Below are 15,166 nucleotides of genomic sequence, written 5' to 3' on the forward strand. Positions count from 1 at the left end.
GTCAATCGATCGCTGAAAAAAATCTGGTCACATGCAGTAACACTCGGCCCGCCAGCACGATGTAACGAGCGGGGGAGGGTCAATCCCGGCCCGGTGCGCTGCAGTGGGGGGCCGCGGCGGCGCACCGGCCGGACTGGCCCCGACTGGGAACCCGGGGGGGATCCCAGGGATTGACAGCACGGGGGGATCTGTCCGATGAACCTGCGAGTGCGGGTGGTGCACTGCTCGTGCGCCGGAGAGAGTCACTGGTACGCAGATATCGACGACTCGGACGACCTGCAGCCCGACGATCCGTACTGGTTCGTCGATCGCTGCAGGTCACAGTCCGAAGCTCTCGAGCTCGCCTGTGCCCAGCTGTTGCAGCTGTCCGGCGAGGCCGTCCGAGGGGACTCCCTGGCCCGCGTCCAGGAAGCCCACCTCGTTTCCGTCTGACAACTCAGCCGGTCGGCGGTACTGCGGCGCAACGAGCTCCGCGCGGCGGGACCTTCAGCGCGACCAGGTAGTCGTCGACGGTCTGCCGGGTGCACGCTCCGGAGTTGTAGACACCGTGCCCCCAGCCTTCGTAAGTGACCAGGACGCCGTACCGGCCGAGTTGCCGGGCCACACTGGTCGCTCCCGCGTAGCTGGTCGCGGGATCGTGCAGTGAGTTCAACAGCAGCGCCGGCGTCCTGAGTCCGTGCACCTCGATGTCCCGCTGCGGGTTGGGCGCCTTCGGGAGGCCTATGCAGTTCGTCACGGCCATCAGGGTCGGCGGCACCTTCAGATCGGCCGTGGTGCGGGCGATCCGGCGGAGGTGAGCGGCATATTCGCCGTACGTGCGGACCGGCAGGCTCAGGTCGCGGCAGAACGCCGCCAGCGGGTTCGGTGCCAACCCGGTCGGTGCCGGCGGCTGACCGGTCGGCGGAACGCTCTCGTCGAGCCGCTTGAGCAGGTCGGCGAGCGCACCCCACCGCGGTTCGTACAGCTGCCGGAAGGCACCGAAGGTCAGCGTGTACGGCGTTGCCTTCAGCGCTGATTGCCGGGGATCGGGGAGCTCGCCGCGGCCCGCCCTGGCGACCAGGTCTGCCCACAATGCGGAGATGTCGCGGCCGTACAAGGAGCAGGTTGTGGTCTTCCCGCACCAGTTCACGAACTCGGTGAACGAGTCCTGGACCGTCGCGGCCTGGTCGTCGAGCCAACGGCCGGTGGTGGTGTCACCGTGGTCGAAGACGCTCTCCAGGACCAGCGCGCGCAGCCGGTGCGGGTACCTCTCGGCGTACTGCTGGCCGAGCAGGGTGCCGTACGAGCTGCCGTGGAAGGTGAGCTTCGGTTCGCCCAGCGCCACCCGGATCGCCTCGACGTCCCGCACGGACTGCAGAGTGTCGACGTGGTCGTAGAGCGGACCGGTGTTGGCGCGGCAGTCCTTCGCCAGCGCGCGGTTGTAGCGGATCGTCTCGGTGAAGGCCTTCGGGCCGGCGATCAGCGGTGAGGGCTGCTGGGCGAGCAGGGCGGCCGAGCAGACGATCGGGTTGCTGCGCGCGATGCCGCGGGGATCGAAGCTGACGATGTCGAAGTTGTCCTGCAGGGTCTTGGTGAAGCGGCTCATTCCGGTGCGGATCCGGTCGACGCCGGAGTCGCCGGGGCCGCCGGGAGCGAAGAAGAGCGTGCCGACGGGGACTTTCGCCGTACGGCGGGCGAGGGCGAGGCCGAATTTCGGGCCGTTCGGGTGGTTCCAGTCGACGGGGACCTGCAAGGTGGCGCACTGCGAACCGCGCACCACCTCCGGGTCTTCGGTGGGCTTGACCTCGCAGTCGGTCCACTGCAAGGGATCCGGGGTGGCAACGGCAGCGGCCGGCAAGGCGACCAGGCCGGCCAGAACCAGGCCGGTGATCGCACCCCAGGTGGTGCTTCTGAGCATCATCCCCCGATCCTCGGCAACCGCCTTCCAGCGCGCATCCGGGGTCACCCCGGCCCGAACCCCCGGCCGGCTTGGGGGACTTGTTAGGGTCACTGATCTGATGACTGAGACGACTGCTGCCACCGAGGCCCCGGCCGGATCGAAGCATGCGACGGTGTTCCGCGCGGTGGCGATCGCCGAGGCGATCTCCTGGACCGGACTGCTGATCGGGATGCTGTTCAAGTACGTGCTGTCCGACAACGAGATCGGCGTCAGGATCTTCGGCCCGATCCACGGCACGATCTTCGTCGGCTACGTGCTGACCGTGCTCGCGGTCCGCAAACAGCTGCGCTGGAGCGTCCCGGTCACGCTGGCGGCACTCGCGGCCAGCGTCCCGCCGCTGTTCACCTGGTTCTTCGAGCTGTGGGCGCAGCGCACCGGCCGGCTGGCCTGAAGTTCACCCGCTGCTGGATTGACGCGCGCCGCCGGTGCGCCGTACCGTCGCGGCGAGTGACAAAATCAGCAGCCGCATGAACCCGTGCGGGAGAGACCCGGGCCTGACCCGGGCGCCGTAGGAGCAACTCTCCCCAAGAATCTCTCAGGCACCTTCACCGTACGGGCGAGGCACCTCTGGAAGGCACACTGCCTGACAGAGCGGGGAGGCATACCAATCGGTCAATGACGACCAGGAGGCCTCCAGCATGGCGATCAGTGTGTTCGATCTGTTCAGTATCGGGATCGGTCCGTCGAGTTCCCACACGGTGGGACCGATGCGAGCCGCCCGGACCTTCGCGCTCGGTCTGGTCGAGGACGGTCTGCTCGACCGCACCGCGGCCGTCGAGTCGCAACTCTTCGGTTCCCTCGGGGCGACCGGCCACGGGCACGGCAGCAACAAGGCGGTGATGCTCGGGCTGGAGGGTGAGGATCCGGAGACGGTCGACACCCGCACGGTCGAGAGCCGGGTCGCCGCGATCCGCGAGGCCGGCCGGCTGCGGTTGGCCGGGCAGCGCGAGATCGTCTTCGACGAGAACAACCAGCTCATCATGCACCGCCGCAAGGCACTGCCCTACCACCCGAACGGGATGACGTTCCTGGCCCGCTCGGCCGACGGCGAGGTACTGCGGGAGCGCACCTACTACTCGGTCGGCGGCGGCTTCGTGGTCGACGAGAACGCCGCGGCCGGCGACCGGATCGTCGCGGACCGGACGCCACTGAAGTACCCGTTCCTGTCCGGCGACGCGCTGCTCGACCGGTGCCGCGAGTCGGGACTGTCGATCAGCGAGGTGATGCTGGTCAACGAGCAGGCCTGGCGGACCGAGCCGGAGATCCGCGAGGGGCTGCTGCACATCTGGCAAGTGATGCAGGACTGCGTCGAGGAGGGCTGCGAGACCGAGGGCACGCTGCCGGGCGGGCTGAAGGTGCCGCGCCGCGCGCACGCGCTGCACCACAAGCTGAGTAACGACAAGTGGTCGGTCGACCCGCTCAAGGTGATGGACTGGGTCAACCTGTTCGCCCTCGCGGTGAACGAGCAGAACGCGTCCGGCGGCCGGATCGTCACCGCCCCGACGAACGGCGCCGCGGGCATCATTCCGGCGGTGCTGCACTACTACCGCCGGTTCGTGCCGGGGGCAACCGAGGACGGCGTGGTCCGGTTCCTGCTGGCCGCTGCCGCGATCGGCGTTCTCTACAAGGAGAACGCGTCGATCTCCGGCGCCGAGGTGGGCTGCCAGGGCGAGGTCGGCTCGGCCTGCTCGATGGCCGCCGCCGGGCTGTGCGAAGTACTGGGTGGGACGCCCGAGCAGGTCGAGAACGCGGCCGAGATCGCGATGGAGCACAACCTCGGGCTGACCTGCGACCCGGTCGGCGGACTCGTTCAGATCCCTTGTATCGAACGCAACGCGATGGCCTCGATGAAGGCGATCAACGCCGCCCGGATGGCGATGCACGGCGACGGCGTGCACGTGGTCTCGCTGGACAAGGTGATCAAGACGATGCGCGAGACCGGCGCGGACATGAAGGTCAAGTACAAGGAGACGTCACGAGGCGGCCTGGCCGTGAACGTGATCGAGTGCTGACGGATCCTCGACCTGCGCGTTGTGCCCGAGCCCGGGCAACGTGACGACCTGATCGTGCAGGGCAGCCAGTTCGGCGTCGGTGCTCATCGGATCGAGTTCACCCCGCGCCAGTACGACGTCCGCCTGGCTGCCCGCGATCAGTTCCGCCATCCGCGGCGCGCCGACCCCGAACGTGCCCGGATCCATCGCGAGCCGCCACCGCCCGTCGACCTCGCGCAGCCCGTGCCCGACGACCGGTCCGGCCGGATCGACCAGCCCTTGCAGCCCTGACACCTTGAGGAACCGCGCCGCGGCTTCGTCCCTGCTGTCGAACCAGGCCACGGGTTTCTGAGCCAACGCGCCCGCCCGGCCGAGGTCGTCGTCCGACCAGCTGACCTTGACGCCCAACGCGACCACCCGATCAACCTGTACGCCGTACCGCCCGCTGGCCAGCTCGAGCGCGATCACCCCGCCCAGTGAGTGCCCGACGATCACCAGCTCACGCCGTACCGGCAAGGTGCCGGCGACCGCGGCCGCCATCGCCTCGAACGTGTACCGCGGCAGACTCTCCGCCGACCCGTGCCCTGGCAGATCAGGCGCGAGCCGCGGCTGCGGCCACCCGTCCCACACCCGCCCGTTGGCACCCAACCCATGCAGCAGAACCAAGGAAGACATGGGGAAATCGTAACTGTCTGCGGTGCGGTTGCTGCGGGTCGTGAATATTGTTCCAAGGGCTGTTTGAAAGCTTCGGCGGCCGCTACTGTGCGGGTCTTGTGAAGGCTGATGAGCTGTGGCGTCGGGGTGCCGTGGTTGTTGGCGCGTCGTTGAGTGCGTACCTGGTGCTCGTGGTGGTGAGCCTGCTGGGCGGGCCGCGGATCGGGGCGCCGGTGATTCCGTTGCCTGGTGGCGGTCCTGGGGTGCAGGCCGCGGCGCCGGTGGCGGGTGAGTTGGTGGCTGGTGACGACGGCGAGAGTCTGCCGCCGATCCCGCAGCCCACGGAGGAGCCGGCTGTGCCGCCGTCATCCGTCGGCCCGGTAGAAGGAGCGGGGGAGCCGAAGCCGCCGTTCTGGGTGCCCAGCGTGCCTCCGGTCGCGCGTCCGTCGGCTGTTGCCTCGCGTCCGGCCGAGCTGAAGCTGGGCGTGCCGACGCGTGAGCCGGCCGGGCAGCCGCCGCGCTCGATGCCTCAGGCAACTAAGAGGCCGGTGGCGTCGCAGCCGACCGTGACGGAGCAGACACCGCAGACGCCGGAGACCCCGCCGCAGCCGCAGGACGACCCGCCGACCAGTACTCCGGACCCGCCGCCGACGGTTACGCCCAGCGACCCACCGGAGCCGCCGGAGCCCCCGGAGCCCCCGGAGCCGCCGACGATCGTGGACTCGCTGCTCGACCTGGTCGGCGACCTGATCCCCTGAGCGGCACCGCTGGATCGAGGAGCGGGCTCACCACCCAGCTCGAGCGGGATCACCAGGGGACGACGCCGGCGCTGCGCTGGTACGTCGCCGTCGGGCCGGTCCGGTCGATGGTGGCCAGCCGGACGATGATCTCGGCGCCCTCCGGGATCGTCTGGTGGCCGCTGTGGTGGTTGAAGTCGGTGGCGGTGTAGCCGGGGTCGACCGCGTTGATCCGGAGCGCCGGGTACAGATGGGCGTACTGCGCGGTGAGCATGTTCAGCGCGGCCTTGGACGAGCTGTAGATCGGGGCCGGGATCCAGGCCGGCTCGCGGACCGTCGGGTCGGTGGCCATCGCGATCGAGCCCAGACCGCTGCTCACGTTGACGACCACCGGCGCGTCGCTTGCCTCCAGCAACGGCAGGAAGGCGTCCAGGACCCGGAAGGCGCCGAACACGTTGACGTCGTAGACGTCCTGGTAGTCCTGCACGGTCAGTTCGTTCGCGGGCTTGAACGGCCCGGGAATCCCGGCGTTGTTGATCAGGACATCGAGTTGGCCGACCTCCTTGGCGGCGGCCCGGACCGACTCGTCGTCGGTGACGTCGAGCTGGACGAAGCGGGCGCCGAGCTCGTCGGCGGCCTTGCGGCCGCGCTCGGGGTCGCGGGCGGCGACGTACACGGTGTGGCCGAGGGCAACCAGTTGGCGAGCGGTCTCGTAGCCGAGGCTCTTGTTGGCCCCGGTGATCAGTGTTGTGGTCATGGCTCCACTCTCGTCCCGGCGCGGCCGGGCAGGTAGTGCACGCCCTGTCCTGGGGACTGGCAGTACCCAGGCTGTTCCGGGCGTTGCCCGACATACTGGTCAGGTGGCTGAACTCGGCAAGACTCTGCACGCCTGGCGGGATCGGATGACTCCGGCCGAGGCCGGACTCCCCGCGGGGGGAAACCGGCGGGCGCCAGGGCTGCGACGCGAAGAGCTCGCCGCGTTGGCCGGTCTGTCGGTCGACTACGTACTCCGGCTCGAGCAAGGCCGGTCCTCTGCTCCCTCGGCGCAGGTGCTGGAGGCGCTGGCCCGGGCGCTCAGGCTGAACGACGCGGAGCGCGGCCACCTGTTCGTGCTCGCCGGCCAGACACCACCGTCGCCCGGCCAGATCTCGACCCGTATCCCGCCCGGCGTCCAGCGGATGATCGATCAGCTCCAGGGCACGCCGCTCAGCGTCTGCGACGCCGCCTGGAACATGATCAGCTGGAACCCGCTCTGGGCGGCGCTGATCGGCGACCCGTCCGCGTTCCGGGGCCGTGAGCAGAACATCATCTGGCGGCACTTCACGGCCGGCAACGGAGGTACTGCGGGAGCCGCGCGGGTGGTCCAGACGCCGGAGCAGGCCGCGGGGTTCACCCGGGCGATGGTCACCGATCTGCGCGCCGCGACCGCGCGGTACCCGAAGGACGCCGACCTGCGGGCCCTGATCCAGGACCTCCGGGCGGTGAGCGACCGCTTCGCCCAGCTCTGGGACGACCACGTGGTCGGCTTCCACGAGTCCAACACCAAGACGGTCAACCACCCGGAGCTGGGCGCGATCCTGCTCGACTGCGACGTTCTCACCGCGCCCGGCAGCGACCTGCGCCTGATCGTCTACACCGCCCCGCCTGGCTCCGAGGCCGCGGAGAAGCTCAAACTGCTGTCGGTCGTCGGCCTGCAGTCACTCAGCTGAGCCGTTGAGGATGGTCCTGGCGACCAGCTCGGGATCGTCGTTCATCGGGACGTGCCCGCAGGCGTAGAGCGGGATCATCCGCGCCTTCGGCAACTGCAGGTGCGCCCGTGCCGCCTGGCGGGGGAGCAGGATCCGGTCGTGGGTTCCCCAGGCGATGGTGACCGGAACATCCGGTACGTCGCCGTCGAAGGTGACCCCTGCCTTGCCCAGCCGGGCCACCCGGTCGAAGGCGGTCGAGGCGCGCATCGCGACAGTCTCGGCGACGACTGCCTCGGGGCTGCGCAGCGCTGGGCGGTTGTAGATCATGCCGGTCATCACGCGCCGGCCGGACGGAGTACGGGCCATTCTGCGGAGGGTCGAGTCCGGCGTACGGAGGGCGACGCGGCGCATGCCGGTGAGGACGTTGAGCGCCCAGGCACGTTCGCGGGAAGTCCAGAAGCCTGCCGGGGACAGCGCGGTGACAGATCGTACCGAGCCGAGCTGGCCGAGCCGGAGGGCGACCATGCCGCCCATCGAGTTGCCGGCGACGTCCGGTGTGCCCAGGTCGAGCGCGGCGCAGAACGCCTCGACGCCGTGCACGAGGCTGTCCAGCTCGTCCGGGACACCAGCCGGTACGTCGGGAGACTCGCCGAAGCCGGGGAAGTCGAGCGAGATCACGTCCCGCGAGGCGGCCAGCTGGTCGATCACCGGGTCCCAGGCCTGCCGGTGGTGGCCGATGCCGTGCAGGAGCAGCAGCGGCGGCCCGGCACCCTTGCGGTCGTACGCGATCTCCACCCCGGAGACACCGGCCACGGTCACGCTCGCAGTAGCGCTCATGACCTCATGGTGACCCCGGGACGGTTCGCTGTCATCGTGACATGGCCGATGTCACATAGCTGCAAACTCAGTACGGATCGACCTTGCTGGACTTGGCGTTGCCCAGCACCGACGGCTGCAGCTGGACCTCCCAGCCCTGGTTCTTGGCGAACGGCTGGTCGAACTTCTTGAACGAGCAGTCCGAGCTGAACTGGCGCCGCTTCGGGTTCCAGTCCTTGCCGCTCTTGATGTAGAGGCTGTAGCCGCCACCGATCCGGTAGACGGTCGCGGTCTTCTTGGCCTGCACGTACATCATGATGTGCGGCTTGCCGGGCGCCTTGCCAGGACTGACGATCGAGACCGCGACGTCCACGGTCGAGCCGTTCTTGACCCGCAGCGCGCCGGAGCCGCCGGCCCCGGAGCGGATGATGATGTCGCCGTTCGACGGACGCGTGTCGGCCGGCTCGGCGCCGAGGTCCGGCAGGGTGCGGCCGAAGACCAGGCCGAGGGTGCGCAGCTGGGTGACCGCCACGGACAGTGTGTTGACCAGCTGACGCTGCACTGCCTGGGAGACGAAGGCCAGTCCGCCACAGCCGACATTGCTGGTGTCGCCACTGGCCAGTACGGTGCCGGCGGCCTTCAGCCGCAGCTGCAGCACGCGGTTGGCGGCGACTGCTCGCGCCGGGGGCTTGAGGGCTCCGACGGCAGTCGACTCGGTGCTCAGGGTCTGGGCCAGGTTCTCCATCGCCGCGGTCAGGCTGTCCTCGGTCTTCACCGTGCCGAGCGCGTTGATGTCGCCCGCGATCCGCTGGTCCAGCCGGATCAGGGCGGTCTGGTACTGCGCCTGGGTCAGCGGCCCGGCCGGCGGCGCGGGGGTCGACGGCTCCGCGGTGGGCGTCGGTGTCGGCTCGGAGGTCGGCTCGGTGGGCGCGCTGGTCGACGTCTCGCTCGGTGTCGGGTCGACGTTCGCCAGCTTCTTGTCGTCGGAGCCACCGCAGCCGGCCACCAGGGCCAGGACGGCGACGCCGACCGAAATGGACAGAGTTCTACGCATCTGAAAGCCCCCAGGCCTCGAAATTCCCCTTGTCGGCAAACCCTATGCGGCAAAGGGGTTTCCAGCGACCCCAATGACCGCAACGTGTCAGACGGGAAGGCGTGCGAAACGGTTCCTTTTCAGCTGCGTGGGGCCGGCCGGACGAACGGGAAGGCGAGCGTGGCCCGGATGTTCTGGCCGGTGAGCATCATCATCACCCGGTCGACGCCGATGCCGAGACCGCCGGTCGGTGGCATCGCGTACTCCAGGGCGCTGAGGAAGTCCTCGTCCAGCGACATTGCCTCCGGGTCGCCGGACGCCGCCTTGAGCGACTGCTCGGTGAGCCGTCGCCGCTGCTCGACCGGGTCGACCAGTTCCGAGTACGCCGTACCGATCTCCGCGCCGAAGGCGACCAGGTCCCAGCGCTCGGCCAGTCGCGGGTCGGTCCGGTGGGTGCGGGTCAGCGGTGACGTCTCCAGCGGGAAGTCGGTGTAGAAGGTCGGCAGGGTGGTGTTCGGCTCGACCAGTTCGTCGTACAGCTCGAGCACCAGCTCGCCCGCGGTCAGGCCGAAACCAGCATGGACGCCGTGCTCGCCGCACAGCTCGCGCAACCGGTCGACCGGCGTACCGGAGTCGACCTGTACGCCGGTCGCGCGGCTGACCGCGTCGTGCACGGTGATCACCGGCCAGTCGCCGGAGATGTCCAGCTCGCCGTCCGGTCGCTGCACCACCGGCTTGCCGAACACCGCGGTCGCGGCCTCGATCAGCAGCTCGCGGGTGAGCTCGCGCATCACGTTGTAGTCGGCGTACGGCTGGTAGGCCTCGACCGAGGTGAACTCCGGGTTGTGGGTCGAGTCCGCGCCTTCGTTGCGGAAGTTGCGGTTCAGCTCGAAGACCTTGCCCAGGCCGCCGACGCTGAGCCGCTTGAGGAACAGCTCCGGCGCGATCCGCAGGAACAGGTCGGTGTCGTAGGCGTTGATGTGGGTGACGAACGGCCGCGCGTTGGCGCCGCCGTGCACCGCCTGCAGCATCGGCGTCTCGACCTCGATGAAGCCGCGCGTCTCGAACCCGTTCCGGATCGCCCGTACCGCGGTACTGCGGTGCTGCATCATCTGCAGCGAGTCGGGGTTCATCACCAGGTCGAGGTGTCGCTGACGGACCCGGGCCTCGGGGTCGGTGAAGCCTTTTCGCTTGTCCGGCAGGGGATGCAGGCACTTGGCGGCCATCAGCCATCCGGTCGCGGCGATCGACAACTCGCCCTTCCGGCTGGTGACGATCTCACCGGTGACGCTGACGTGGTCGCCGATGTCGACCAGGCGGCGCCAGTTCTCCACCGCTTCGGCGCCGCAGGTGTCGGCGGCCAGCATCACCTGCAGGCCGGACAGACCGTCCTGCAGGAAGCCGAAGGAGAGGGCGCCGTGGTTGCGCATCCGTAGTACCCGGCCGGTGACGGAGACCTCGTGGCCGGTGTGGTGATCGGCCGGGAGGTTCTGGTGCAGGGCGCGGATCCGTTCCAGGGTCTCGGTGCGCGGGACCGTGACCGGATAAGGGTCGATGCCCTTGGCAACCAGTTCGGTGAGCTTGGCGCGGCGGATCTGCTCCTGCTCGGTGAGCTTGCGGTCCGGCAGCACCGGGCGCAGCAACTCCTGCTCCTGCTCGCGAACGGCGACCGCGAAGTCGCCGCCGTCGGCCTCCAGGATCGCGTGCCGCTCGGCGGTGACCGCGCTGTCGACTCGCGTCCAGGGGCGCGGTGCGGGGAGGAAGCCTTCCGCAGTACCGGCTGCGAGGAGGACCTGGGCGAGCGAGGCGCCGCGGGAGTAGCAGATCAGGCGTGGGGACCAGCGGGGCAGGTACTTCTCGTTGGACTGGTAGAGACTCTCCAGCTGCCAGAACCTCGAAGCAGCGGTCAGCAGCGCGTTGGTGAGGCGGAGTACGGGACCGGCGCCGACCCGCTCGGCGTCGCTGAAGATCTCGCGGAACATGGCGAAGTTCAGCGAGATGTGGTGCACGCCGAGATCGCCGCAGGCCTCGACCAGCGCGTTGACCATGAACTCCATCAGGCCGTTCACGGACTCGGGATCGCGGCGCATCAGGTCGAGCGAGACGCCGCGCAGACCCCAGGGGGCGAACGAGAGCAGGCCGCGGACGGTGCCTTCGGAGTCGCGCGCGATGACCATCACGCACCGGGCGTCGGCGGCGTCGCCGAGCCGGCCGAGTGCCATCGAGAAGCCGCGCTCGGTCTGCGCGCCACGCCACTTCTCCGCCAGCCGCACGTACTCCGCGAGGGCCTCGGGGGACAGGTCGCCGTGCCGGACCACCTCGGCGTGGTACCCGGCTCGCTGGGCCCTTGTGACGGCCTGGCGGACCGGACGCATCGTGCGGCCTTCGAGGGTGAAGTCGGGGACGTCGATGATCGCCTCGTCGCCCATCGCGAGCGCGCGCAGGCCGGCGTCGACGTACGCGTGCGCGGCCTCCTCGCTGGCGGACAGCACGGCGGGGGACCAGCCGTAGGTGCGGGCCTCGACCAGCCAGCGCTGGATCGCGCCGGGCCAGGAGGCCGGATCGCCGATCGGGTCGCCGCTGGCCAGGCTCACACCGTTGACCACCCGGTACGCGATGGCGGCCTCGTTGTCGGGGGAGAACACCACTGCCTTGTCGCGGCGGGTGGCGAAGTAGCCGAGCGAATCGCGTTCGCCGTACTCGAGCAGCAGGCGGCGGACGTGCAGCTCCTCGGCCTGGCTGAGGTAGCGGACCCGGCGGACCGAGCGGAGGAAGATCGCGAAGGCGATCACCAGCGCGGCCGCGGAGATCGCGCCGACGGTCAGGCCGACCCAGCCGTGGCCCTCGTGCCCGCCCATCTTGCTGCGGCTCTGGCCGAGCGCGGCGATCACGGACCAGCCGATCTTCTCCTTCTGACCGCTCAGCGTCTTGGGGAAGACCTGGGTCAGGGTGATGCTGACCGCGATCGAGATCATCAGGCCGACGGCCAGCGCCAGCACCGACAGCCGCCGGGTGCCGGGCGCGAGCCGGGCCGGGAAGGCGGCCCGGATCTTCCACAGCAGCAGCACCAGCGCGGCCACCACGATGACCTGGGCGATGGCGAGCTCGAGGTCCTGCGGCTTGGCCTCGCCGAACTCCTTGATCAGCTCCGGATCGCTCGGGTTGGCCAGCCGGATGCTGGCGAAACCGACCGCGGCCACCGCGGTGAGCAGCCAGAGCACCTCGAAGACCCAGAGCACCCACAGCAGCGCGGCGCGCTTGCCGCGCAGCAGCGCGCTGCCGACGACGGCGAGGTAGACGGCGGAGAAGAAGGTGTGGCCGGCCGGGATGCCGAAGAAGTCGAAGGCGAGGTCGACCCGTTTCACATAGGCCGGCGCGAACAGGTGCAGAGGGATCGCCAGGAACGACCAGACCGAGGCGATGACGACGATCCGCCCGACCCAGACGGCCGCACGCTGCTTCCATTTCGGGATGACCTGTTCGGATGACACCTGGCGATCATCCCATCCCGAGGTGTTGACTTTGGTCTCATATGCAACTCTGTCGGTCATGACGGCCGTCCCCGCCCGGTTTCCGTATCGGTTGATGCGGGGTGTTCTCGTGGCCTCCGGAGTGCTCTACTGCAGCCTCCTGCTCGAGCTGATCGCCGGTTATCCGCTGAACATCCACTACTCGTTCCTCAGCGAGCTGGGCGCGCTCGACCAGCCGACCAGCTCGTACGCGCGGGCGATGGACCTCGGTGCGGGCGTGTTGCTGCTGCTCGCCGCGGTGCTCGGCCGGCCGGCGGCGCGGATGCACCGCGACGTTGCCGGGTTGCTGATCAGCGCTGCCGTGTTCGGCGCGGGGACGATGTTCGACGCGCTGTCGCCGATGAGCTGTGCGCCGTCGGTGAGCGCCGCCTGCCGGGAGTCGGAGAACGGCGGCCAGGCCGGTACCGCGCTGATCCTGCACGAGATCACGTCGACGGTCGCCGGGATCGGAAGTGTTGCCGTAGGCATCTTCGCGGTCCTGGTACTGCGTCGCTCGGGCTGGGGTGGCCTGTGGGGCCGGGTGGTGGCGGCGCTGGCCGCTGCGGTCGCCGCGACCCAGGCCTGGCTCGGGATCGAGACCGGGCTGGAGGTGCTGACCGGCAACGATCTGCACCCGCCGGGCATCCTGCAACGAGTATCCGTCGGCCTCGTTTGTCTAATGCTCGCGACATTGTTGCCCGGTCTGAGGCAAGCTTTCACCCGATGAGTGACAGCTGGGTGGTGCTACCGGGCTTGGCCGAGGCTCCTGAGGAGTTCGGCGAGGTCGTCGCGTTGCTGCCCGGCAGCGAGCTGCGGGTGATCGATCCGTGGGTCACGCCCGTGACGGCGCCGGTCTCCGAGCTGCGTGCCGGCGTGACGCTGCCGGTGGGATTGCTCGGGCACTCGATCGGTGGGCTGGCCGCGCTGCGCTGGACGCTCACCCATCCTGACGAGGTCTCGCGGCTCGTGCTGATCGACTCCAGCCTGACCTCGGAGACCGGCTGGCGGTTCTTCTACCCAGGCACGGCCGGCGATCGCGCGGTTCGATCGGTGCTGCGGGTGGTCGGTCGGGTCGGCCTGACGCGGCTGGTGGGCCCGGGTGTGCGGCGACTGCTCATCCGGGTCGGCAGCATGCGGAACAACGACCTGCTGCCTTCTGCTACGGCCCGGGCCCGGTACGGCGCTGCTGACTCGCTGCTGCTGTTCTGGCAGGAGCTGAGCGGTAGCTGGGCGCTGGCTGCGGAGGTCACGCGGCTACTGGAGTCTCCGCCGGCTTCGCTGCCGCCGACGGTCGTGCTGGTGGCGACAGGGGGCAGCTCGCGCTTCACGGCCAGCAGCTGGCTGGCTGGTCAGCGGGCGCTGGCAGCTCAGCTCAATGCGAGTGTCGAAGTACTGGGGGACTCTGCGCACCTCGTACACCTGGACCGCCCTGACGCCATCGCGAAGGCGGTTACCAGCCTTTTGAGCTAGGCGGGGGTGGTGAGGGCAGGCGTGGGGAGCTTGCGCTGCCAGACCTCGTCGAGCGCCATCCGCATGGCACCGGTGACCACGGCGTCCTCGGCCAGAGCCGAGAGCTCCAGCTTGGGGTGGTTGAGGGTGAGCAGCCGGAGCTGGTCGGAGATCGCGTCGAGCAGGACGGCACCGGCGCGGGCGACACCACCACCGATGACGACGGCAGTCGGGTCCAGCACCAGTACTGCGGGCGCCAGCGCGCGGGCGAAGTCACGGGCGACCTGCTGCACGACGGCCTGGGCGACCGGGTCGCGCTCAGCTGCCGCGGCGAAGACGTCGGCGGTGTCGAGCTGGTCGCGACCGAGCTCGGCGAGCCGGGAGTCGGGGTTGGCCAGCGCAGCCTGACGGCCGAGCTCGGCAATCGCCTCGGAACCGACCGCACGCTCCAGCGGGCCGCGGCTGTCCTCGGGGTTGATCACGTCATCAGGAGCAGTGGCGATGAAGCCGATCTCACCGGCCGCGCCCGTACCGCGGTGCAGGCGACCGTCGATCACGATGCCGGCACCGAGCCGCTCACCCCACTGGACGGCCAGCAACGTGCCGGTGCCGCCGCGGGCAGCAGCGATGGCCAGGGCGGCCAGGTTGGCGTCGTTGTCCAGCATCACCGGGCAGTCGAGCAGGCTGCGTACGTGCTTGGTCAGGTCGACCGCAGACCAGCCCGGAACGCTCGGCACCAGCTGAACGCGACCAGTGTGCTCGTCCACGATGCCGGGGCTGGCGGCAACAGCTGCCGCGATGTCCTCAGCCGGCACCTCCGCCTCGGCCAGCGCCTCGGTGATCACCTCGGAGATGACCCCGAGCAGCTCCTGCGCGGTCCAGCCCGGGCCGGACCGGCGTACCAGGGAAAGCTTGCGGCCGGCCAGATCGGAGACGCCCACAGTGACCCGGTGCGGCCCGACATCCAGCCCGAGCACCGGCGCCGCGCGCCCCCGCAACGAGACCCGGATAGCAGGCCGGCCGAGCGAACGATCCGCGGAATCGGGCCCGTGCTGCTGCAGCCACCCGGCATCCAGCAACTCGTCCACAGCCTGGGCCACGGTCGGCCTGGCCAGTCCGGTGCGCTCCACCAGCTCAGCGACGCGCAACGGCGCCGGTGCCGAGCGGCGAACCGCATCCAGCACAGCAGCGACGTTGATCCGCCGCAGCATCGTCGTACCGCCGCCGCCGACCGTTCCCTTGCTCATGTCCGACCCCTTGCCTGCCACTCGCCCATCTTATATATAAAGCGAGCGTTCATAAATTACCGCGCACAGACCGCGCGCGCCGTCGGGCTCCGGGAGGCGGGCG

14 protein-coding genes and 1 riboswitch are annotated in these 15,166 nt (G+C 69.6%); of the genes, 7 read left to right on the forward strand and 7 right to left on the reverse strand.

Going from position 1 to position 15,166, the window contains the following annotated elements; all coding sequences use genetic code 11:
• Nucleotides 1-195: 195 nt before the first annotated feature.
• Nucleotides 196-432 carry a hypothetical protein gene (locus tag AB0P21_RS15000; protein WP_363696948.1) on the forward strand — a complete coding sequence of 79 codons (237 nt, stop codon included), beginning with the start codon at nt 196-198 and terminating at the stop codon, nt 430-432.
• A gap of 4 nt (nt 433-436) precedes the next feature.
• On the opposite strand, the gene AB0P21_RS15005 is transcribed toward AB0P21_RS15000, so the two are convergent.
• Nucleotides 437-1,900, reverse strand: coding sequence for an alpha/beta hydrolase (locus AB0P21_RS15005; RefSeq protein WP_363696950.1), 1,464 nt, complete (start codon nt 1,898-1,900; stop codon nt 437-439).
• A 97-nt stretch (nt 1,901-1,997) separates the two neighbouring features.
• Here AB0P21_RS15005 and AB0P21_RS15010 point away from each other — a divergent pair, with 97 nt between their 5' ends.
• Both AB0P21_RS15010 and AB0P21_RS15015 read left to right on the forward strand, forming a co-directional pair.
• Nucleotides 1,998-2,330, forward strand: coding sequence for a DUF3817 domain-containing protein (locus AB0P21_RS15010; protein WP_363696952.1), 333 nt, complete (start codon nt 1,998-2,000; stop codon nt 2,328-2,330).
• A 77-nt stretch (nt 2,331-2,407) separates the two neighbouring features.
• Nucleotides 2,408-2,500, forward strand: a riboswitch (glycine riboswitch).
• Between the two features lie 77 nt (nt 2,501-2,577).
• Nucleotides 2,578-3,951 carry an L-serine ammonia-lyase gene (locus AB0P21_RS15015; RefSeq protein ID WP_363696954.1) on the forward strand — a complete coding sequence of 458 codons (1,374 nt, stop codon included), beginning with the start codon at nt 2,578-2,580 and terminating at the stop codon, nt 3,949-3,951.
• On the opposite strand, the gene AB0P21_RS15020 is transcribed toward AB0P21_RS15015, so the two are convergent.
• The gene (locus tag AB0P21_RS15020; RefSeq protein ID WP_363696955.1) at nt 3,913-4,605 is read right to left on the reverse strand and encodes an alpha/beta hydrolase; all 693 of its coding nucleotides are present in this window, start codon (nt 4,603-4,605) and stop codon (nt 3,913-3,915) included. The two genes, AB0P21_RS15015 and AB0P21_RS15020, sit on opposite strands and share 39 nt — an antisense overlap.
• 98 nt (nt 4,606-4,703) lie before the next feature.
• Here AB0P21_RS15020 and AB0P21_RS15025 point away from each other — a divergent pair, with 98 nt between their 5' ends.
• Entirely contained in the window at nt 4,704-5,342 is a 639-nt protein-coding gene (locus tag AB0P21_RS15025; protein WP_363696957.1) for a hypothetical protein, read from the forward strand.
• 49 nt (nt 5,343-5,391) lie between these two features.
• Here the strand turns inward: AB0P21_RS15025 and AB0P21_RS15030 are convergent, their stop codons facing one another.
• Entirely contained in the window at nt 5,392-6,078 is a 687-nt protein-coding gene (locus AB0P21_RS15030; protein ID WP_363696959.1) for an SDR family NAD(P)-dependent oxidoreductase, read from the reverse strand.
• 103 nt (nt 6,079-6,181) lie between these two features.
• Here AB0P21_RS15030 and AB0P21_RS15035 point away from each other — a divergent pair, with 103 nt between their 5' ends.
• Nucleotides 6,182-7,030 (forward strand): helix-turn-helix transcriptional regulator, encoded by an 849-nt coding sequence (locus AB0P21_RS15035; RefSeq protein WP_363696960.1) that lies wholly within the window; start codon nt 6,182-6,184, stop codon nt 7,028-7,030.
• Here AB0P21_RS15035 and AB0P21_RS15040 read toward each other — a convergent pair.
• The 3 genes from AB0P21_RS15040 to lysX all read right to left on the reverse strand — a co-directional run bounded on the left by AB0P21_RS15040 (nt 7,019) and on the right by lysX (nt 12,349).
• A complete protein-coding gene (locus AB0P21_RS15040; protein WP_363696962.1) occupies nt 7,019-7,846 on the reverse strand; it encodes an alpha/beta hydrolase in 828 nt (275 codons plus the stop codon). The genes AB0P21_RS15035 and AB0P21_RS15040 overlap by 12 nt on opposite strands.
• Nucleotides 7,847-7,913: 67 nt before the next feature.
• A complete protein-coding gene (locus tag AB0P21_RS15045) occupies nt 7,914-8,879 on the reverse strand; it encodes a hypothetical protein (protein ID WP_363696963.1) in 966 nt (321 codons plus the stop codon).
• A 119-nt stretch (nt 8,880-8,998) separates the two neighbouring features.
• Nucleotides 8,999-12,349 (reverse strand): bifunctional lysylphosphatidylglycerol synthetase/lysine--tRNA ligase LysX, encoded by a 3,351-nt coding sequence (gene lysX / locus AB0P21_RS15050; RefSeq protein WP_363696964.1) that lies wholly within the window; start codon nt 12,347-12,349, stop codon nt 8,999-9,001.
• Between the two features lie 58 nt (nt 12,350-12,407).
• Here lysX and AB0P21_RS15055 point away from each other — a divergent pair, with 58 nt between their 5' ends.
• Complete coding sequence (locus AB0P21_RS15055; RefSeq protein WP_363696966.1) at nt 12,408-13,094, forward strand: DUF998 domain-containing protein; 687 nt, start codon at nt 12,408-12,410, stop codon at nt 13,092-13,094.
• Nucleotides 13,091-13,837 carry an alpha/beta hydrolase gene (locus AB0P21_RS15060; protein WP_363696968.1) on the forward strand — a complete coding sequence of 249 codons (747 nt, stop codon included), beginning with the start codon at nt 13,091-13,093 and terminating at the stop codon, nt 13,835-13,837. Before AB0P21_RS15055 ends, AB0P21_RS15060 begins: the two co-directional genes overlap by 4 nt.
• Here AB0P21_RS15060 and AB0P21_RS15065 read toward each other — a convergent pair.
• Nucleotides 13,834-15,063: an ROK family transcriptional regulator gene (locus AB0P21_RS15065; RefSeq protein ID WP_363696969.1), complete on the reverse strand. Its 1,230-nt coding sequence runs from the start codon at nt 15,061-15,063 to the stop codon at nt 13,834-13,836. The genes AB0P21_RS15060 and AB0P21_RS15065 overlap by 4 nt on opposite strands.
• Nucleotides 15,064-15,166: the final 103 nt, after the last annotated feature.

Source organism: Kribbella sp. NPDC056861, assembly GCF_040687575.1.
In the GTDB taxonomy this organism is placed as follows: domain Bacteria; phylum Actinomycetota; class Actinomycetes; order Propionibacteriales; family Kribbellaceae; genus Kribbella.